Source organism: Pseudooceanicola sp. NS-SX9, from assembly GCF_057380705.1.
The window spans coordinates 3,093,344-3,110,473 of record NZ_CM170818.1 but is presented as its reverse complement, the minus strand read 5'-3'; the positions used below and the strand labels follow the sequence as shown (position 1 = coordinate 3,110,473).

Here is a 17,130-nt window from a genome sequence, read left to right as displayed (position 1 = left end):
AGGAAACGCAGCTTTACGCGCCGGTGAAGGCCTATCTGGAAGGGCAGGGCTACACCGTCAAGGCCGAGGTCGCGGGCGCCGACGTGATGGCGATGCGCGGCGATGACCCCGATCCGCTGATCGTCGAGATGAAGACCGCGATGAGCCTGCAGCTGATCCAGCAGGGGCTGGACCGGCTGGGGGTGACGGATTTCGTCTATCTGGCGATCCCGCAGGTGAAGGGGCGCAAGGCGCTGGCGCGCCATGTGGCGCTGTGCCGGCGGCTGGGTCTGGGGTTGCTGACGGTGCGGCTGCGCGACGGCTGTGTCGAGGCGCAGTGCGATCCCGGCCCCTATGCGCCGCGCAAGGTGAAGGCGCGTCAGGGACGGCTGCTGCGGGAATTCGCGAAACGGACGGGGGATCCCAACACCGGGGGCAGCCGGGCGGGCATCGTCACCGCCTACCGGCAGGATGCGCTGCGCTGCGCGGCCCATCTGGCGCAGGCGGGCGCCTGCAAGGGCGCCGAGGTCGCCCGTGCCACCGCCGTGCCGCGCGCCACCCAGATCATGCGCGACGACCATTACGGCTGGTTCGAACGGGTGGAAAAGGGGGTCTACGCCCTGCGCCCCGCCGGGCGGACCGCGCTGCAGGGTCAGGCCGCCAGCGGGCTTTGATGGTGCTGGATCATCTGCCAGTCGCCTTCGCGCGGCACCCAGCAGGATGTGCACTGGCAGTCATAATCGGCGCCTTCGGGATCGCGGGCCCGCGCCCGGTAGGCCAGCACCACCGCGCCGTGATGTTCCGACAGTTTGCAGCGGGTCATCTGCACGGCCTGCCAGCGCGGCACCACGGTCAGGCTGCGCAGGATCTCGGGGCCGCGCAGGATGCCGGCGCCGGGCAGCGCCATCAGGCAGCTGGGCGCCAGGCGGCAGGCAAAAAAGCTGGACGCGTCGGCCGTCCACAGGGCCTGTTCGTCGCGCCACAGGCGGGTGACGGTATCGGGGTGCATGTGTCTCTCTCCCTGATCGGGGCCTTCGCGGGGCCTCGTGGCAAGACGCAGACAGGGGCCCAGCGGTTCCCTCGGGGGCGGATGATTCCCCGGCTTGCCGGCAAAAGGGGCAAAAAGCCGCCGGTTTGCGGCAGGATCCGCCCCGGCTTCCCATATGTCATGCCGCAGGGTCTGCCCGTTGCCCCGGCACCGGCAGGGGGTGCGGATTTTTTTATGGGCAGGATCGTTGACAGGCCCGGATCGCTTGCCTATCTCCGGTGTCGTTAGCACTCAGTAGTACCGAGTGCTAATGCCCGCCAGGGGCGGGCCCAAGGGAGAAAACTTTGAGCCAAGGAGCCTCAGAGATGGCATTCAAACCGCTGCATGACCGTGTGCTCGTCGAGCGCGTCGAAAGCGAAGCAAAGACCGCCGGCGGTCTGATCATCCCCGACAGCGCGAAAGAGAAGCCCGCCGAGGGCAAGGTCATTGCCGTTGGCGAAGGCGCCAAGGATGATGCTGGCAACCGCGTTGCCATGGACGTCAAGGCTGGCGACCGCATCCTGTTCGGCAAGTGGTCCGGCACCGAGATCACGCTGGACGGCAAAGAGCTGCTGATCATGAAGGAAAGCGACATCATGGGCGTCATCTCCTGATCCTTTACGGATCGGAAATGACCCTGACCGCTGACCCCCGCACAAGAAATTCAGGAGAGAGACATGGCTGCTAAGGACGTCAAGTTCAACACCGACGCTCGCAACAAGATGCTCAAGGGCGTCAACATCCTTGCCGACGCCGTCAAGGTGACCCTGGGCCCGAAAGGCCGCAACGTGGTCCTCGACAAGTCCTTCGGCGCACCGCGCATCACCAAGGACGGTGTGTCGGTTGCCAAGGAAATCGAACTGGAAGACAAGTTCGAGAACATGGGCGCGCAGATGGTGAAGGAAGTCGCTTCCCGCACCAACGACGAAGCCGGTGACGGTACCACCACCGCAACCGTGCTGGCGCAAGCCATCGTCAAGGACGGCCTGAAGGCCGTTGCCGCCGGCATGAACCCGATGGATCTGAAGCGCGGCATCGACCTGGCAACCGCCAAAGTCGTCGAAGCCATCAAGGCTGCTGCACGTCCGGTCAACGACTCGGGTGAAGTTGCCCAGGTCGGCACGATCTCGGCCAACGGCGAAACCGCCATCGGCACCATGATCGCCGAAGCCATGCAGAAAGTCGGCAACGACGGCGTCATCACCGTCGAAGAAGCCAAGGGCATGGAAACCGAAGTCGATGTCGTCGAAGGCATGCAGTTCGACCGCGGCTACCTGTCGCCCTACTTCGTGACCAACGCCGACAAGATGGTTGCCGAGCTCGACGACGCGATCATCCTGCTGCACGAAAAGAAACTGTCGTCGCTGCAGCCGCTGGTTCCCCTGCTGGAGCAGGTCATCCAGTCGCAAAAGCCGCTGCTGATCATCGCTGAAGACGTCGAGGGCGAAGCCCTGGCGACCCTGGTGGTCAACAAGCTGCGCGGCGGTCTGAAGATCGCAGCCGTCAAGGCACCGGGCTTCGGCGATCGCCGCAAGGCCATGCTGCAGGACATCGCGATCCTGACCGGCGGCCAGGTGATCTCGGAAGATCTGGGCATGAAGCTCGAGAATGTCACCATGGACATGCTCGGCTCGGCCAAGACCGTCACCATCTCCAAGGACGAGACCACCATCGTCGACGGCGCTGGCGACAAGGCAGAGATCGAAGCCCGCGTTTCGCAGATCCGCACCCAGATCGAGGAAACCTCCTCGGACTACGACCGTGAGAAACTGCAAGAGCGCGTGGCCAAACTGGCTGGCGGTGTTGCCGTGATCAAGGTCGGCGGCTCGACCGAAGTCGAAGTGAAAGAGCGCAAGGACCGCGTCGATGACGCCCTGAACGCGACCCGCGCAGCCGTGCAGGAAGGCATCGTCGTTGGCGGCGGTGTGGCCCTGGTGCAGGCAGGCAAGGGCCTCGAAGGTCTGGAAGGCTTCAACTCGGATCAGAACGCCGGTATCGCCATCGTGCGCCGCGCGATCGAAGCGCCGCTGCGCCAGATCGCCGAGAACGCAGGCGTTGACGGTGCCGTGGTTGCCGGCAAGGTCCGCGAATCCGATGACCTGAACTTTGGCTTCAACGCGCAGACCGAAGAATATGGCAACATGTTCGAGTTCGGCGTGATCGACCCCGCGAAAGTGACCCGCACCGCGCTGGAAGACGCTGCTTCCATCGCCGGCCTGCTGATCACCACCGAAGCGATGGTGGCCGACAAGCCCGTGAAAGACGCGCCCGCCGGTGGCATGCCCGACATGGGCGGCATGGGCGGCATGATGTAAGTCACGCACTTGCATCCGGGCCTTGGTCCGGTGGGAAAGGGAGGCTTCGGCCTCCCTTTTTCGTTTGAATGCAATCGGTTCCGGGGCGAAGGGGCGGGATCGGCGGTGGTGTGCCGGGAAAACGGCTGCAAATTCATCACAGCTGGCGCAGAAGTGCGAAATATTGCCTCGCTCTGTCGTGATTGGGCTGCGGTTGCCAGACTTCCCGGTAAACTTGGGTTCAGCGGGGTACGTCCTTCGCGGTACGGGGTATTTCAGCCGGGATTTTTGGTATGGCGAAAAAAGTTAAGATCACCATGCGGTTGTTCGAACCTGGGGACGATATCCGCGTCGGCAACGTCCTGACCCAGGGCTACGAGACACCGGCCGAGGCGCGGCTGGTCAGCACCCTGCGCGACGATGGCGACATGGCGGTCGAACTGCTGGCGCTGTCCGAAACGGGCGAGGCCGTGGGTTATATCGGCTTTTCGCGCCACATGTCCCCCGAGGACTGGTTCGCCCTGTCGTCGCTGGCGGTCGTGCCGTCGTACCATGGCAGCGGTATCGGCGCCGACCTGATCCGCTACGGGCTGGATTATGCCCGCCGGGCGCGGGCGGCGGCGGTCACGGTGCTGGGCGACGGGCGCTATTACCAGCGCTTCGGCTTTACCTACAAGGCGGCGCAGAACCTTTCGACGCCTTATGACAGCCAGCAGACGCTGCTGTACCCGATCGGGCCGGGGACGGCCTTTGCCAAGGAACGGCTGGTCTATGCACCGGCCTTCGATGCTCTGGACATGGCGCCGACGCGCTGACGCTTCCGCCCTCCGCCCGGCCATGCTAGCGGGGGGCATGACACGGTTCTTCTTCTCCAGAGCGGCCGCGGCCCTGCGGGGTGCGGCATGATCCCCTTTCATTTCACCGGGGCGCAGGTGCTGCGTCCGGGCGGGTTTTCCCTTGATCCCGTCGGTATCGCCGAAGGACGGCTGAGCGATGCGGCCTGCGGGCGGGCCGTCGATGCCTCGGGGCTGTGGCTGCTGCCGGGGATCGTCGATCCCCATGGCGATGGGTTCGAGCGCCACCTGGCCCCGCGCCGTGGCGCCATGCTGGACATGGAGGATGGCCTGGTGATGCTGGCGGCCGAGCTGGCCGCCAACGGCATCACCACCGCCATGCTGGCGCAGTTCTGGTCCTGGGAGGGCGGTATGCGCGGCCCCGATTTCGCCCGCGCCATGCTGGCGGCCCATGCGGCCGTGGCGCCGCTGCAGGCGGTGGATCTGCGGGTGCAGCTGCGGCTGGAAAGCCATCTGGTGTCGGATTTCGACACCGTGGCCGAGGTGGTGACGCGCTATGGCGTGGGCTATCTGGTCTTCAACGACCACCTGCCGCACCGCCACCTGGACGAGGGGCGCAAGCCGCCCCGCCTGACCGGCCAGGCGCTGAAGAGCGGCCGCTCGCCCGAGGCGCATTGGGCCTTGATGCGCGATCTGCATGCGGCGGGGGATGCGGTGGCGCCAGCGGTGACGGCGCTGGTGGCGCGCCTGTCCGGCGTGCGGTTCGGCAGCCATGACGATGACAGCGCCGAACGGCGGGCATACTGGCGCGGGCTCGGCGCCCGGATCTCGGAATTCCCGGAGACGGTCGAGGCGGCGCAGGCGGCGGTTTCAGCGGGCGAGCCGGTGATCATGGGGGCGCCCAACGTGGTGCGGGGCGGGTCCCATGCGGGCAAGGTGTCGGCCGGGGCGCTGATCGGGCAGGGGCTGTGCGCGGCGCTGGCGTCGGACTACCACTATCCGGCGCCGCGCCAGGCGGCGCTGAAGCTGGCGGAGGCCCTGGGGATCGAGGCCGCCTGGGGGCTGGTCTCGGACGGGCCGGCGCGGCTGCTGGGGCTGACGGATCGTGGCCGTATCGAGGCCGGGCTGCGGGCCGATCTGGTGCTGCTGGACCCGGCGACGGGGCGGGTGGCGGCAACTGTGGCGGGCGGCGCGCTGGCCTATCTGGCGCCGGGGATGGCCGGGCGCTTCTTCGGGTGATGGGGGAGGGGGCGCTGCCCCCTCTTGAGCCCGTTTCCGGGCTCAATTCACCCCCGAGGTATTTCGGACAAGAAAATGGATCAGGCCTGCTGTGGCTTGATGTGGTTCGCATGGCCCATCTTGCGGCCCGGGCGGCTTTCGGCCTTGCCATAGAGGTGAAGCGCGGTGCCCGGGCGGGCGGCGAGGGAGGGGACCTGGTCCATGTCGTCGCCGATCAGGTTCTGCATCACCACGTCGGAATGGCGCGAGCCATCGCCCAGCGGCCAGCCGGTGACGGCGCGGATGTGCTGTTCGAACTGGTCGGTGGCGCAGCCGTTCTGGGTCCAGTGGCCGGAGTTGTGGACGCGGGGGGCGACCTCGTTCACCAGAAGGCCCTGGGGGGTGACGAAAAGCTCGACGCCCATGACGCCGACGTAGTCGAGGGCGTTGAGGATCCGGCCGGCCAGCAGGATTGCATCGGTGCGCAGGCGGGACGGAATGCCGGCGGGCACGGTGGTTTCGCGCAGGATGCCTTCGCGGTGGACGTTGCGGCCCGGATCGAAGCAGGCGACCGAGCCGTCGAGGCCGCGGGCGGCGATGACCGAGATCTCCATCGTGAAATCGACGAAGCCTTCGAGGATCGCAGGGGCGCCCTTCATCTCAGCCAAGGCCTGGGCGGCCTGGGCGGCGTCGGTGATGCGCACCTGGCCCTTGCCATCATAGCCGAAGCGGCGGGTCTTGAGGATCGCCGGGGCACCCAGATCGGCCAGCGCCTGTTCCAGCGCGGCAAGGTCGGGGATGTCGGCATAGGGCGCGGTGGTCAGGCCCAGTCCAGTCAGGAAATCCTTCTCGGTCAGGCGGTCCTGCGAGATCCGCAGCACTTCGCGGTTCGGGCGGATGGGGGCCAGGGCCTCGATCACGTCGAGGGCCGAGGTCGGGATGTTCTCGAACTCGTAGGTGATCACGTCGACCGAGGCGGCAAAGGCCTTCAGCGCCTCGGTATCGTCATAGGAGGCGGTGGTGACGGCATGGGCCACGTCGGCGGCGGGCGGGTTGGCGCCCGGCTCGAAGACATGGGTGCGGAACCCCAGCCGCGAGGCCGCGACCGAAAGCATCCGGCCCAGCTGGCCGCCGCCCAGGATGCCGATGGTCGAGCCCAGGGGCAGTGCGTCAGTCATCGGAGGGTACCTCGGGGATGGAGGCCGACAGGGCTGCGCGCCAGGCGTCCAGCCGTCCGGCCAGTGCCGTATCGGACACGGCAAGGATGCCTGCGGCCATCAGGCCGGCATTCGCCGCCCCGGCAGAGCCGATCGCCATAGTTGCGACCGGGAAACCCTTCGGCATCTGCAGGATGGAATAGAGGCTATCGACGCCCGACAGCGCCCGCGTCTGCACCGGCACGCCGATCACCGGCACCCGCGTCTTCGAGGCCATCATGCCCGGCAGGTGCGCCGCGCCGCCCGCGCCCGCGATGATCACGTGCAGGCCGCGCGCCACGGCGGTCTTGCCGTAGTCCCACAGCCGGTCCGGGGTGCGGTGCGCCGAGACGATCCGCGTCTCGTAGGGCACGCCCAGCTCGTCGAGAATGGTTGCGGCTTCCTTCATGGTGGGCCAGTCCGACTGGCTGCCCATGATGATCCCGACCTTGACCTCGCTCATGCCTTGCCTCCTGCTTATCGGAGCCTTGGCTTATAGAGATTTCGCGCGCCGGGGCAATTGCCGTTCCGGCGCCGCGCACTTTCCCATTTTCTTGTTGCAAATACCTCGGGGGAGGCAGCCGCAGGCTGACGGGGGCAGAGCCCCCCGCATCGCCTCAGGCGATGATGTCGGGGGTCAGGCGATCCTCGATCATCCGGATCTTGTCCTTCAGCAGCAGCTTCCTCTTCTTCAGCCGCTGGATGGTCAGCGCATCGGCCCGGCCCTGCTCATGCAGCGCCTCGATCGCCTCGTCCAGGTCACGGTGCTCGTGCCGGAACACCTCAAGCTCCACCTTCAGGACCTCGTCGGTTTTCATGGACAGATCATTGAAGGCGTTCATGGCTGATTCGATCATTGGTTGTCGGGCCCTCAGAATAGGCCAGGATGCGCCGGATCGCAAAGCTCTTGCAGCCGCAGCCTGCGCTACCCATATTGAAATCAGCAGGTTCGCCGGTGCCGGGGACCTGTTTGATACGTCGCTTAGACAAAGGACGCGATCGGATGAGCAAGCTGACCCTGGGGTCCCACCCCTATCTTCTCGGGTTCGAGCAACTGGAACGCCTGCTGGAACGCAGTGCGAAGTCCGGCAACGAGGGTTATCCGCCCTTCAACATCGAGCAGACCTCGGCTTTTTCCTACCGGATCACGCTCGCCGTGGCGGGGTTCGCTGAGGATGACCTTGCAATCACCCTCGAGGACCGCCAGCTGGTGATCCGCGGCCGCCAGGGCGATGAGGAAGAGGACCGGGTCTTTCTGCATCGTGGCATCGCTGCCCGCCAGTTCCAACGCAGTTTCGTGCTGGCCGAGGGCGTCGAGGTCGGCGAGGCGGTGATGGAAAACGGGCTCCTGCATGTCGACCTGACCCGCTCGGAGCCCGAGCGGATCGTTCAGCGCATCTCGATCAGGAAAGGCTGAAATCATGGATCAGAAATTCGACTTCAAGTTCGCGGATGACCGCACTGTCTACGTGCGCCCCGTCCGTACCGAAGACCTACCCGACGAGGTGCGCGCGCAGGTGCCCGGGGTCAAGACCCTCTTTGCGCTGCACAATCCCGAAGGCGAGCGCCTGGCGCTGGTACGCGAGCGCAGCATGGCCTTCGCACTGGCTCTGGAAAATGATCTTGCGCCTGTGACGGTGCACTAAGGGTGGTGGGGGCTCTGCCCCCGTCCCCTTCGGGGCCTCCCCCGAGGTATTTGAGACAAGAAAATGAACAGGGGGCGGGGCGGATCCGGCGCGCGCCCTGTTTCATCTTTCCCCAAATATGCATGGCAACGCGGGTCGCGGGCGGGCGGTCTGGTTTCATCTTTCCATAAATACGGACTGTCGGGCGGCGGGGGCCGGGCGGGACTGTTGGGCGGGGCGGGAACGGAAAACGCCCCGACCTTGCGGTCGGGGCGTCTTTGGGCGTGTCTTCGGGGGGCGCGGCCTCAGTGGGCGGCGATCAGGCCCATCGATTCCAGCTTGAGGATCACCTGGTGGGCGCAGTTGTCCACGTCGGTGCCCTCGGTCTCGATGCGCAGCTCGGGGTTAGCGGGCACGTCATAGGGGTCCGAGATGCCGGTGAACTCCTTGATCTTGCCTTCGCGGGCCAGCTTGTAGAGACCCTTGCGGTCGCGCTTTTCGCATTCCTCGATCGTCGTGGCGACGTGCACTTCGACGAAGGCGCCGTATTGCTCGATGTTGTCGCGCACGATGCGGCGGGTGGCGGCATAGGGCGCGATAGGCGCGCAGATCGCGATGCCGCCGTTCTTGGTGATCTCGGAGGCCACGTAGCCGATGCGCTGGATGTTCAGGTCACGGTGCTCTTTCGAGAAGCCCAGCTCCGAAGACAGGTTCTTGCGCACGATGTCGCCGTCCAGCAGCGTCACCGGGCGGCCGCCCATCTCCATCAGCTTGACCATGAGGGCGTTGGCGATCGTCGACTTGCCCGAGCCCGAGAAGCCGGTGAAGAACACCGTGAAGCCCTGCTTGCCGCGCGGCGGCTTGGTCTTGCGCAGCTCGGCCACGACTTCGGGGAACGAGAACCACTCGGGGATCTCCAGGCCTTCCTGCAGGCGGCGGCGCAGTTCCGTGCCCGAGATGTTCAGGATGGTGACCTTGTCCTTGTCGGCGATCTCGTCGTTGGGCTCGTACTGGGCGCGCTCCTGGACGTAGACCATGTGTTTGAAGTCGACCATCTTGATGCCCATCTCGTCCTCGTGGGCGCGGAACAGGTCCTGGGCGTCGTAGGGGCCGTAGAAGTCTTCGCCGGCCGAGTTCTTGCCCGGGCCGGCGTGGTCGCGGCCGACGATGAAGTGGGTGACGCCGTGGTTCTTGCGGATCAGGCCGTGCCAGACCGCTTCACGGGGGCCGGCCATGCGCATGGCGAGCGGCAGCAGCGACATTGCCGTGGTCGAGGCCGGGTACTTGCCCAGCACCGCCTCGTAGCAGCGCACGCGGGTGAAGTGGTCGACGTCACCGGGCTTGGTCATGCCGACGACGGGGTGGATCAGCAGGTTGGCCTCGGCTTCGCGGGCGGCGCGGAAGGTCAGTTCCTGGTGCGCGCGGTGCAGCGGGTTGCGGGTCTGGAAGGCCACGACCTTGCGCCAGCCCATCTTGCGGAAATAGGCGCGCAGTTCGTTGGGCGTGTCGCGGCGGGCGCGGAAGTCATAGTGCACGGGCTGCTGGATGCCGGTGACCGGGCCGCCCAGATAGACCTTGCCCGCGACGTTGTGCAGGTAATGCACCGCCGGGTGGGCCTGGTCATCGGCGCCGAAGACCTTTTCCGCTTCCAGGGCCTTGTTGGGCACCCAGTTGTCGGTGACGGTCATGGTGGCGAGGATCACGCCTTCCTGGTCGCGCAGCGCGATGTCCTGGCCCGCGGTCAGCTTCTCGGCGAAGGCTTCGGACACGTCGAGGGTGATCGGCATCGGCCACAGCGCGCCATCGGCCAGGCGCATGTCGGCGACCACGCCGTTGTAGTCGGCCTCGGTCAGGAAGCCCTTCAGCGGGTTGAAGCCGCCGTTCATCAGCAGTTCCAGGTCGCAGATCTGGCGCGGCGTCAGGTCCCAGCTGACAAGGTCGGCGGCCTCGACCTTCAGCTTCTGCGCAGACTCGTGGGAAACGTAAAGTTCTGGAATGGGGGACAGGTCGTAAGAGGACATTTTCCTACCTTTGCCGGGACCTTCGCAGGAGGGTCTTGAAGCGGATGAAACGAATGCCCCGGACCTAGCCTCCGAGGTCGGGGGGACGCAATAGCCTGCGACGAAAGCGTGCAGATCAGGCAGGTTTTGCCCGCAGCGGGGTGCCGCAGGGACACATGTTCCGGGGCAGGGGCCAAAGCCGGGCACACGTTTCGGGGCACGGGGATCCGGCGGGACCGGGGTTCGGTGCGGCGGCGCGGTCCGGGCGTAAAAAGGGCCCCGTTCCTTGCGGAAGGGGCCCCGGGATCACCCTGTCGGGTGGGTGTCAGGCGGTGACGGGCTGGGCGGTTGCGCCCTCGGCCAGGCCATTCGCGGCCAGGAACCGTTCCGCGTCCAGCGCCGCCATGCAGCCCATCCCCGCCGAGGTCACAGCCTGGCGGTACTTGTGGTCGGTCAGGTCGCCCGCGGCAAAGACCCCCTCGACCGAGGTCTCGGTCGAGCCGGGCTTGACCTTGACGTAGCCGCCGTGGTGCAGCTCCAGCTGGTCCTTGACCAGTTCGGACGCGGGCGCATGGCCGATCGCCACGAAGACGCCCTTGGTCGGGATCACCGTTTCGGCGCCGTCGCGCACGTCGCGGACCTTGATGCCGGTGACGCCCTTGGGGGTGTCCTCGCCCAGGACCTCGACCAGTTCGTGGAACCAGAGGGTCTCGATCTTGGGGTTCTTCGCCAGACGGTCCTGCAGGATCTTCTCGGCGCGCAGTTCGTCGCGGCGGTGCACCAGCGTGACCTTCGAGGCAAAATTGGTCAGGAACAGCGCCTCTTCCACGGCGGTGTTGCCGCCGCCGATCACCACGATCTCCTGGCCGCGATAGAAGAAGCCGTCGCAGGTGGCGCAGGCCGAGACGCCGAAGCCCTTGAAGGCCTCTTCGCTGTCAAGGCCCAGCCAGCGGGCGCGGGCGCCGGTGGCCAGGATCACCGCATCGGCCACGTATTCGGTGCCCGAGTCACCCTTCGCCACGAAGGGACGCTTCGACAGGTCCAGATCGGTGATGATGTCGCCGATGATCTCGCAGCCCATGGCCTTGGCATGGGCTTCCATGTTCACCATCAGCTCGGGGCCCTGGATTTCCGCGACGCCGGGCCAGTTCTCGACCTCGGTGGTGGTGGTCAGCTGGCCACCGGGTTCGATCCCCTGGACCAGGATCGGCTGCAGCATGGCCCGGCTGGCGTAGACGCCGGCGGTGTAACCCGCAGGGCCGGAGCCGATGATCAGAACCTTGGTGGTGCGAGTCTCGGCCATGTCAGCCCTCCCTCGGATGGTGCGCTTTGTGAAAGGCCTACTTAGGCCGGGCGCCGCAGCCGTGCAAGACGAGGCGGAAGATGACAAGAATGTGCGGCAAACCGCCGTTCATCCCGATGTAATGTTGCGCATTGTTGAAACATTATTGCGCCGGGAATTGGCCCTGCTATAAGAAACGCAATAATGGAGAGAGCAGGAATGCCCGGTAACCGCCTAGATCCCATCGACCGCAAGATCCTGTCCGAGCTACAGGCAGATGGCCGGATGACCAATGTCGAACTTGCCAAGCGCGTGGGGATCTCGGCCCCGCCGTGCCTGCGCCGGGTGCGCACCCTGGAAGAGGCGGGCTTTATCCGCGGCTACCATGCCGATGTCGATGCGCGGGAACTGGGATTCGAGGTGCAGGTCTTTGCCTCGGTCGGGCTGGTCAGCCAGGCCGAGGTCGACCTGGTGGCCTTCGAGGACAAGTGCCGGTCCTGGCCGCTGGTCCGCGAATGCCACATGCTGAACGGCGAGGTCGATTTCATCCTGAAATGCGTGGCCCCCGACCTGTCGACCTTCCAGCGTTTCCTGACCGGTCAGCTGACCTCGGCCGAGAACGTCGCCAGCGTGAAGACGTCGCTGGTGATCCGGGGCGCCAAGGATGAACCCGGCGTCCCCTTCGAGATCCTGGAAGAGCGCCTGACCCGCGAGGCCTAGGCGCTTTTGCGCGGGGCGGGGGGCGGTGCCTCTTCGTCCCGCAGTCGGGCCTTCAGCGCCTCGCGCGCCGGGCCACGGCGATAGGGAACATGTTCCGCCGCAGCCTCGGCCGCCGCGATCTGCCGCTGCAGCCGGGTTTCTTCCTTGCTCATGATACTGCCTTTCCACTCACCACGGATCAGCATGGGCGCGTGGGGTTACCACCCGCTTGCGCGGGGGGCAAAATCTGCACGGCATTCAAGGCAAATGCGTTACAGTCGGATGACCGAGATCAGCCGGCCATAATCCGCCTCGCCCTCGTGGGTGGTGCGGCGGTACGAAAAGAAGCGGGCCGGGTCCGAATAGGTGCAGCGGCCGATCCATTCGGCCTGGGCGATGCCGGCGCTGCGCAGCCTGTGCAGCCCGTAGGACGGCAGGTCGAACTGCATCCGGTCGCCCGCGCCGCCGGCGAAGAAGCGGCTGTTGTCGGGGTCTTCGTCCAGGAAGGCATCCAGGAACTCGGGACCGACCTCGTAGGCCTGCTGGCTGATCGTCGGGCCGATGGCGGCGGTGATGTTGTCCCGGCTGGCGCCCAGCGATTCCATCGCCTCGATCGTCGCCTCAAGCACGCCGTCCAGCGCGCCGCGCCAGCCCGCATGGGCCGCGCCCACGACCTGCGCCACCGGGTCCTGGAACAGCACCGGCTGGCAGTCGGCGGTCAGGATCGCCAACGCCACGCCGGGGGTGGCGGTGGCCATGCCGTCGGCTTCGGGGGCCTCGGTGAAGGGGCCGGTGGTGGTGACGGCGCGGGCCGAATGCACCTGTTTCACCTGCGCCAGCGTGCCCGGCGGCACATCCATCGCCTGCGCCACGCGGGCCCGGTTGATCGACACGATCTCGGCCTGGTCAGTGGAAGCGGCGCCGCAGTTCAGGCCTGAGAAGATCCCCGAAGAGGCCCCTCCCTTGCGGGTGAAGAAGCCGTGGCGGGCAGGGCGAAGTACCGGGGATGTCAGGATTTCAAGCGTCATGGAGGTCCAGCGGGGGGGCGGCTTCAAGGCCGGGAGGCGGCATCTGCCCCTCGGGGAAGAGCGCGAGTACCTTGAAGAGCGTCCCCATTTCATCGGGGTGGGTCAAGCGGCGATGTGCGGCGATGTGACTGTCGAGCGCGGCTCCGCCAAGGCGGGGGGCAAGGGCGCGGGCGCGTTCGGTGATGCCCAGACGCTCCAGGAACGGGCCCTGCGGGGTCAGCGTGGCATGGCGGGCGGGGGCGGCGGCGCGGGCCAGCTGTTCGAAATCGACATGGGCGGTCAGATCCGCAAGGCCGGGGTCGGCAAAGGGGTCGACCGGCGCATGGGCACGCAGCGCCTGGAAGGTATCCCCCTTCGAGCGCCAGTCGCCGTAATCGACGATCAGCGCGGTGCCGCCGAATCGCGCGATGCGCAGGCCGATCTCGGCGGCGATGGTCTGGGCGGCAGGGCAGAGTTCGACGATATCGCCGTCCTGCGTGTCGAGGCGGCGCAGCATCAGCGCGGGTTCGGGGGCGATGCCGGTCAGGCCGGGGGTCAGGCGGTCGCCCTCAAGGCCCACGCGGCGTTCGCGCCAGCCCTCGCCGTCGCGCTGGAACTGGCGGATCGGCAGGGCATCGAAGAATTCGTTCGCCAGCAGGAACAGCGGGCCCTCTGGCAGGCTGTCGATGCGGTCGTGCCATTGCGGCGCATGGTCGGCCAGCCGCTCGGCCTGGGCCTTGCGCAGGGTGGGCGAGGCCTCGACCAGGTGCAGGCGCAGGGCGGCGTGAAAGCCCGGCACGGCGCGGGTGGCGCGCAGCACGTCGGCCATCAGCGTGCCGCGCCCGGGGCCCAGTTCCGCCAGCACGAAGGGGGTGGGGGCGCCCTGGTCCAGCCAGCTTTGCGCCAGCGCCAGGCCCAGCAGTTCGCCGAACATCTGGCTGATCTCGGGGGCGGTGGTGAAATCGCCCGCGGCCCCCAGGGGGTCGCGGGTGGCGTAATAGCCGTGATCAGGGTGCAGCAGGCAGTCGGTCATGTAGTCCGACAGCGTCATCGGCCCATCGAGGGTGATGCGCTGCGCCAGGATCTGCGCCAGCGGTGTCACGGCTGCGCCTTGCGGCCGAAGGCCAGAACAAAGATCAGCCCCAGCAGGATCATCGGCACCGACAGCAGCTGGCCCATGGTCAGCCCGTATTCGGCGGTGAACTGCAGGACGTGGCCATGCGGGTTGGTGGGGGTGATGAACTGGGCATCCGCCAGGCGGAAGAATTCGACGATGAACCGCGCGATGCCGTAGCCCATCACGAAGATCCCGGTCAGCAGGCCGGGGCGCTTCAGCGTGCGGGTGGCGAAGGCCAGCACCAGCAGCAGGCTGCCCAGGATCAGCCCTTCCAGCCCCGCTTCGTAAAGCTGCGAGGGGTGGCGGGCGCAGGCGCCGACGACACCGGCGCAGGTCTGCGCCTCGGGGGATGGGAAGATGACGCCCCAGGGCATCGTGGTGGGCCGGCCCCATAGCTCTCCGTTGATGAAGTTGGCGATGCGCCCCAGCATCAGGCCGGGGGGCGTCGCCAGCGCCAGCATATCCATGGTGGACCGGATCGGCAGGCCGTATTTGCGGCAGAAGACCAGCATCGCCAGCGTGACGCCGATCAGCCCGCCGTGGAAGGACATGCCGCCGTTCCAGACCTGCACGATCTGCGCCGGGTGCGACAGGTAGTAGGCCGGTTCGTAGAACAGCACGAAGCCCAGCCGCCCGCCCAGGATCACGCCCAGGATCAGCCAGGTGACCAGGTCGTCCAGCTGGGTGCGGCTGAGGGGCGCGGTGCCTGCGGGCCAGAGGCGGGTGCGGGCGATGGCGGCGCGCGCCAGCAGCCAGCCGATGACGATGCCGACCAGGTAGGCCATGGCATACCAGCGCAGCGACAGGGTCAGGCCCATGAGGTGGATCGAGACGATCTCGGGGGAGATATCGGGGAATTGGATGGCGGCGTGCATGGATTGGGTTCTGCGTGGGCTTCGGTGTCAAGTCAAGCGGCCCGAAGGGCTGTGGCGGCCCGGCGCAGGGTTGAGACCCCGCGCACTCCGGGCCATATAGGGGGCAGATGTAACAGCCGCGCGAGGGGCGACCAGATGCAGACGCGAAACAAGTTCTTCGACGACATGTCGCAGCTCATGACCAATGCCATGGGTGTGGCGCAGGGGGCCAAGACCGAGGCCGAGACCGCCTTCAGCTCGATGATCGACCGCTGGCTGGCCGAGCGCGATTTCGTCACCCGCGAAGAGTTCGACGCCGTGCGCCTGATGGCGCAGAAGGCGCGCGAGGAAAACGCGGCCCTGAAGGCGCGGCTTGACGCGCTGGAAGCCAAGAAGACCAAGGCCTGAGGGCCTTCGGGCGCGCGTCTTTCCCGGGTCGCGCGCCCTGTTTCAGGCCCTTCCGGGGCCGGATCACCAGGTACAGATCTGCTTGTCGCTGCGCAGCACCGAGCCGTTCTTGGCCTTCGGAAAGTCCTTCAGGATCGATTCGATCATCGGCCCGATCACCGGGCCCAGCGTGCCGCATTCGTCACGGCTGGTGGCATGTCCCGAGAACACCTGCCGGCCGGTCGCGGTCTCGGTCATCGTCAGCAGCACGTCGCGGGTGTAGTAGATGTGGGTGCGGTATTCGATCGTGTAGCCGACGATGCCGCGGACCGGGACCTGCTGCATCCGGCCATTGGGACCGGGGGCCATGTCGAAGCCGATGATGCCGTAATCGGGCACCTGCACACGTTCGGTCACTTTGTCGCCAGGGCCGATCGCATAGCCCAGTTTTGCTTCCAGCCCGGCCTGGGCGCGGGTCGGCACGGTGGCAAAGCCGCGCGCGGCCAGCGCGGTGGCAAGCTTGGTGCCGTTGATCTGCCAGTCGGGGTCCTCGGCCAGGGCGGGGCGCAGGGGGGTGATGAAGACGGTGCGGGGGGCGAAGTCCTCGGGGATGGAAGAGACCCCCGAGACATTGGATTGCACGACGGTGCAGGCGGTCAGGGCCAGGCCTGCGGTCAGCAGGACAAGGGTGCGGAACATGAAAGCCTCCTTCGGGCGCCAGGCGGCGCGCGCTTCACGTTAGCGTGTCCGCAGGGGCAGGGGAATGCCCGGGCAAGCGGGCGTCGCGGCCATCGAGGCCGCGCCGCCCGCCGCGGCCTCGATGGCCGCGGGGGGCGGGGCCCGGGGGATGTGACGAAGACCGGGCCGGGACACCCGGCCGCTAGGGATCCCGGATGCAGCGCGCCGTCCCGGAGGGCCATGCACCACGGAAGGGGACGTGGCGGCGGTCCGGCCGGGGCAGCGCGCTGACCGGCATCGGGCTGCGCAGGCCGTCCGATGCGGGATCTGGCGGAAGGCGTCCGTCGGGGCTGCCGCGGATGCAGACCCGGCCGGGCGTCGAAAGGGCCTTCCGTCATGGCGGAATGGAAGGAGCGCGGCACGGGGACTGTCAACGCCCGCCGCCCCGCCATCCCGCACCGGCGTGCAAAGTTGAAAACTGTGCCGCGGAATTCACCACGCGGGTTCCGCTGCGTCCGCCCTCAGCCGGCGGTCAGCGTCGCCATCCGCCGCAGCGCCAGCAGGTAGCCTTCGGTGCCCAGCCCCGCGATCACCCCGTCCGCCCGCAGCGAGACATAGGAATGGTGCCGGAAGCTCTCGCGCTGGTGCACGTTCGAGATATGGACCTCGATCACCGCGCCGTCATAGGCCTTGAGCGCATCGAGGATCGCGACCGAAGTATGGGTATAGGCGGCCGGGTTGATCACGATCCCCGCCGAGGTCGCGCGCGCGCGGTGGATGCAGTCGATGATCTCGCCCTCGTGGTTCGACTGGAAGAAGGCCACTTCCAGCCCCAGCTCGGCGGCAAGCGCGGTGCAGCGCGCCTCGACATCGGCGAGGGTTTCCGCGCCGTAGATCTCGGGCTGGCGCTTGCCCAGCAGGTTCAGGTTGGGTCCGTTGATGATCTGGATATGGGCCATGTCGTGTCTCCTCG

21 protein-coding genes are annotated in these 17,130 nt (G+C 67.1%); 9 read left to right on the top strand and 12 right to left on the bottom strand.

Translation table 11 applies throughout. The features are described from left to right. Positions 1 to 23 precede the first annotated feature (23 nt). The gene (locus AC2ITM_RS14735) at positions 24 to 653 is read left to right on the top strand and encodes a DUF2161 family putative PD-(D/E)XK-type phosphodiesterase (RefSeq protein WP_486467384.1); all 630 of its coding nucleotides are present in this window, start codon (positions 24 to 26) and stop codon (positions 651 to 653) included. On the opposite strand, the gene AC2ITM_RS14730 is transcribed toward AC2ITM_RS14735, so the two are convergent. Beyond that, positions 632 to 988 carry a nuclear transport factor 2 family protein gene (locus AC2ITM_RS14730; protein ID WP_486467383.1) on the bottom strand — a complete coding sequence of 119 codons (357 nt, stop codon included), beginning with the start codon at positions 986 to 988 and terminating at the stop codon, positions 632 to 634. The two genes, AC2ITM_RS14735 and AC2ITM_RS14730, sit on opposite strands and share 22 nt — an antisense overlap. A 344-nt stretch (positions 989 to 1,332) precedes the next feature. Here AC2ITM_RS14730 and groES point away from each other — a divergent pair, with 344 nt between their 5' ends. The 4 genes from groES to AC2ITM_RS14710 all read left to right on the top strand — a co-directional run bounded on the left by groES (position 1,333) and on the right by AC2ITM_RS14710 (position 5,333). Further along, a complete protein-coding gene (gene groES, locus AC2ITM_RS14725; protein WP_486467382.1) occupies positions 1,333 to 1,620 on the top strand; it encodes a co-chaperone GroES in 288 nt (95 codons plus the stop codon). Between the two features lie 63 nt (positions 1,621 to 1,683). After that, entirely contained in the window at positions 1,684 to 3,321 is a 1,638-nt protein-coding gene (gene groL / locus AC2ITM_RS14720; RefSeq protein ID WP_486467381.1) for a chaperonin GroEL, read from the top strand. A gap of 272 nt (positions 3,322 to 3,593) precedes the next feature. After that, the gene (locus AC2ITM_RS14715) at positions 3,594 to 4,115 is read left to right on the top strand and encodes a GNAT family N-acetyltransferase (RefSeq protein WP_486467380.1); all 522 of its coding nucleotides are present in this window, start codon (positions 3,594 to 3,596) and stop codon (positions 4,113 to 4,115) included. Between the two features lie 87 nt (positions 4,116 to 4,202). After that, complete coding sequence (locus AC2ITM_RS14710; RefSeq protein ID WP_486467379.1) at positions 4,203 to 5,333, top strand: alpha-D-ribose 1-methylphosphonate 5-triphosphate diphosphatase; 1,131 nt, start codon at positions 4,203 to 4,205, stop codon at positions 5,331 to 5,333. Between the two features lie 80 nt (positions 5,334 to 5,413). On the opposite strand, the gene AC2ITM_RS14705 is transcribed toward AC2ITM_RS14710, so the two are convergent. The 3 genes from AC2ITM_RS14705 to AC2ITM_RS14695 form a co-directional block, all read right to left on the bottom strand. Beyond that, complete coding sequence (locus tag AC2ITM_RS14705; RefSeq protein WP_486467378.1) at positions 5,414 to 6,490, bottom strand: 5-(carboxyamino)imidazole ribonucleotide synthase; 1,077 nt, start codon at positions 6,488 to 6,490, stop codon at positions 5,414 to 5,416. Continuing rightward, a complete protein-coding gene (gene purE, locus AC2ITM_RS14700; RefSeq protein WP_486467377.1) occupies positions 6,483 to 6,971 on the bottom strand; it encodes a 5-(carboxyamino)imidazole ribonucleotide mutase in 489 nt (162 codons plus the stop codon). The genes AC2ITM_RS14705 and purE overlap by 8 nt, the downstream gene beginning before the upstream one ends. 154 nt (positions 6,972 to 7,125) lie before the next feature. Then, a complete protein-coding gene (locus tag AC2ITM_RS14695; RefSeq protein WP_486467376.1) occupies positions 7,126 to 7,350 on the bottom strand; it encodes a YdcH family protein in 225 nt (74 codons plus the stop codon). A 161-nt stretch (positions 7,351 to 7,511) separates the two neighbouring features. On the opposite strand from AC2ITM_RS14695, the gene AC2ITM_RS14690 reads away from it, so the two are divergent. After that, positions 7,512 to 7,925, top strand: a complete 414-nt coding sequence (locus AC2ITM_RS14690) for an Hsp20 family protein (protein WP_486467375.1) — start codon at positions 7,512 to 7,514, stop codon at positions 7,923 to 7,925. Positions 7,926 to 7,929: 4 nt separating this feature from the next. Continuing rightward, positions 7,930 to 8,154, top strand: a complete 225-nt coding sequence (locus AC2ITM_RS14685; RefSeq protein ID WP_486467374.1) for a DUF1150 family protein — start codon at positions 7,930 to 7,932, stop codon at positions 8,152 to 8,154. A 284-nt stretch (positions 8,155 to 8,438) separates the two neighbouring features. On the opposite strand, the gene AC2ITM_RS14680 is transcribed toward AC2ITM_RS14685, so the two are convergent. Both AC2ITM_RS14680 and trxB read right to left on the bottom strand, forming a co-directional pair. Beyond that, on the bottom strand, positions 8,439 to 10,154 hold the full coding sequence (locus AC2ITM_RS14680) for a bifunctional sulfate adenylyltransferase/adenylylsulfate kinase (RefSeq protein ID WP_486467373.1): 1,716 nt from the start codon (positions 10,152 to 10,154) through the stop codon (positions 8,439 to 8,441). Positions 10,155 to 10,458: 304 nt separating this feature from the next. Continuing rightward, positions 10,459 to 11,436 carry a thioredoxin-disulfide reductase gene (trxB, locus tag AC2ITM_RS14675; RefSeq protein WP_486467372.1) on the bottom strand — a complete coding sequence of 326 codons (978 nt, stop codon included), beginning with the start codon at positions 11,434 to 11,436 and terminating at the stop codon, positions 10,459 to 10,461. Between the two features lie 198 nt (positions 11,437 to 11,634). Here trxB and AC2ITM_RS14670 point away from each other — a divergent pair, with 198 nt between their 5' ends. Continuing rightward, positions 11,635 to 12,135 carry an Lrp/AsnC family transcriptional regulator gene (locus AC2ITM_RS14670; RefSeq protein WP_486467371.1) on the top strand — a complete coding sequence of 167 codons (501 nt, stop codon included), beginning with the start codon at positions 11,635 to 11,637 and terminating at the stop codon, positions 12,133 to 12,135. Here AC2ITM_RS14670 and AC2ITM_RS14665 read toward each other — a convergent pair. From AC2ITM_RS14665 to lgt, 4 genes are all read right to left on the bottom strand, one after another. Continuing rightward, the gene (locus tag AC2ITM_RS14665) at positions 12,132 to 12,287 is read right to left on the bottom strand and encodes a hypothetical protein (RefSeq protein ID WP_486467370.1); all 156 of its coding nucleotides are present in this window, start codon (positions 12,285 to 12,287) and stop codon (positions 12,132 to 12,134) included. The genes AC2ITM_RS14670 and AC2ITM_RS14665 overlap by 4 nt on opposite strands. 99 nt (positions 12,288 to 12,386) lie before the next feature. After that, complete coding sequence (gene pgeF / locus AC2ITM_RS14660; protein ID WP_486467369.1) at positions 12,387 to 13,142, bottom strand: peptidoglycan editing factor PgeF; 756 nt, start codon at positions 13,140 to 13,142, stop codon at positions 12,387 to 12,389. Further along, the gene (locus AC2ITM_RS14655) at positions 13,132 to 14,172 is read right to left on the bottom strand and encodes a class I SAM-dependent methyltransferase (protein WP_486469443.1); all 1,041 of its coding nucleotides are present in this window, start codon (positions 14,170 to 14,172) and stop codon (positions 13,132 to 13,134) included. Before AC2ITM_RS14655 ends, pgeF begins: the two co-directional genes overlap by 11 nt. Before the next feature lie 47 nt (positions 14,173 to 14,219). Further along, entirely contained in the window at positions 14,220 to 15,113 is an 894-nt protein-coding gene (gene lgt, locus AC2ITM_RS14650; protein ID WP_486467368.1) for a prolipoprotein diacylglyceryl transferase, read from the bottom strand. Between the two features lie 135 nt (positions 15,114 to 15,248). Here lgt and AC2ITM_RS14645 point away from each other — a divergent pair, with 135 nt between their 5' ends. Continuing rightward, a complete protein-coding gene (locus AC2ITM_RS14645) occupies positions 15,249 to 15,500 on the top strand; it encodes an accessory factor UbiK family protein (protein WP_486467367.1) in 252 nt (83 codons plus the stop codon). A gap of 63 nt (positions 15,501 to 15,563) precedes the next feature. Here the strand turns inward: AC2ITM_RS14645 and AC2ITM_RS14640 are convergent, their stop codons facing one another. Then, positions 15,564 to 16,178, bottom strand: a complete 615-nt coding sequence (locus tag AC2ITM_RS14640; RefSeq protein ID WP_486467366.1) for a hypothetical protein — start codon at positions 16,176 to 16,178, stop codon at positions 15,564 to 15,566. 500 nt (positions 16,179 to 16,678) lie between these two features. Then, positions 16,679 to 17,116, bottom strand: a complete 438-nt coding sequence (gene aroQ, locus AC2ITM_RS14635) for a type II 3-dehydroquinate dehydratase (protein ID WP_486467365.1) — start codon at positions 17,114 to 17,116, stop codon at positions 16,679 to 16,681. Positions 17,117 to 17,130 lie beyond the last annotated feature (14 nt).

Bases quoted from the DNA above. Each gene is read 5' to 3' on its own strand.
- AC2ITM_RS14730 (WP_486467383.1), bottom strand. From the start codon at position 988: ATGCACCCCGATACCGTCACCCGCCTGTGGCGCGACGAACAGGCCCTG.
- groES (WP_486467382.1), top strand. From the start codon at position 1,333: ATGGCATTCAAACCGCTGCATGACCGTGTGCTCGTCGAGCGCGTCGAA.
- groL (WP_486467381.1), top strand. From the start codon at position 1,684: ATGGCTGCTAAGGACGTCAAGTTCAACACCGACGCTCGCAACAAGATG.
- AC2ITM_RS14715 (WP_486467380.1), top strand. From the start codon at position 3,594: ATGGCGAAAAAAGTTAAGATCACCATGCGGTTGTTCGAACCTGGGGAC.
- AC2ITM_RS14710 (WP_486467379.1), top strand. From the start codon at position 4,203: ATGATCCCCTTTCATTTCACCGGGGCGCAGGTGCTGCGTCCGGGCGGG.
- AC2ITM_RS14705 (WP_486467378.1), bottom strand. From the start codon at position 6,490: ATGACTGACGCACTGCCCCTGGGCTCGACCATCGGCATCCTGGGCGGC.
- purE (WP_486467377.1), bottom strand. From the start codon at position 6,971: ATGAGCGAGGTCAAGGTCGGGATCATCATGGGCAGCCAGTCGGACTGG.
- AC2ITM_RS14695 (WP_486467376.1), bottom strand. From the start codon at position 7,350: ATGAACGCCTTCAATGATCTGTCCATGAAAACCGACGAGGTCCTGAAG.
- AC2ITM_RS14690 (WP_486467375.1), top strand. From the start codon at position 7,512: ATGAGCAAGCTGACCCTGGGGTCCCACCCCTATCTTCTCGGGTTCGAG.
- AC2ITM_RS14685 (WP_486467374.1), top strand. From the start codon at position 7,930: ATGGATCAGAAATTCGACTTCAAGTTCGCGGATGACCGCACTGTCTAC.
- AC2ITM_RS14680 (WP_486467373.1), bottom strand. From the start codon at position 10,154: ATGTCCTCTTACGACCTGTCCCCCATTCCAGAACTTTACGTTTCCCAC.
- trxB (WP_486467372.1), bottom strand. From the start codon at position 11,436: ATGGCCGAGACTCGCACCACCAAGGTTCTGATCATCGGCTCCGGCCCT.
- AC2ITM_RS14670 (WP_486467371.1), top strand. From the start codon at position 11,635: ATGCCCGGTAACCGCCTAGATCCCATCGACCGCAAGATCCTGTCCGAG.
- AC2ITM_RS14665 (WP_486467370.1), bottom strand. From the start codon at position 12,287: ATGAGCAAGGAAGAAACCCGGCTGCAGCGGCAGATCGCGGCGGCCGAG.
- pgeF (WP_486467369.1), bottom strand. From the start codon at position 13,142: ATGACGCTTGAAATCCTGACATCCCCGGTACTTCGCCCTGCCCGCCAC.
- AC2ITM_RS14655 (WP_486469443.1), bottom strand. From the start codon at position 14,172: ATGACGCTGTCGGACTACATGACCGACTGCCTGCTGCACCCTGATCAC.
- lgt (WP_486467368.1), bottom strand. From the start codon at position 15,113: ATGCACGCCGCCATCCAATTCCCCGATATCTCCCCCGAGATCGTCTCG.
- AC2ITM_RS14645 (WP_486467367.1), top strand. From the start codon at position 15,249: ATGCAGACGCGAAACAAGTTCTTCGACGACATGTCGCAGCTCATGACC.
- AC2ITM_RS14640 (WP_486467366.1), bottom strand. From the start codon at position 16,178: ATGTTCCGCACCCTTGTCCTGCTGACCGCAGGCCTGGCCCTGACCGCC.
- aroQ (WP_486467365.1), bottom strand. From the start codon at position 17,116: ATGGCCCATATCCAGATCATCAACGGACCCAACCTGAACCTGCTGGGC.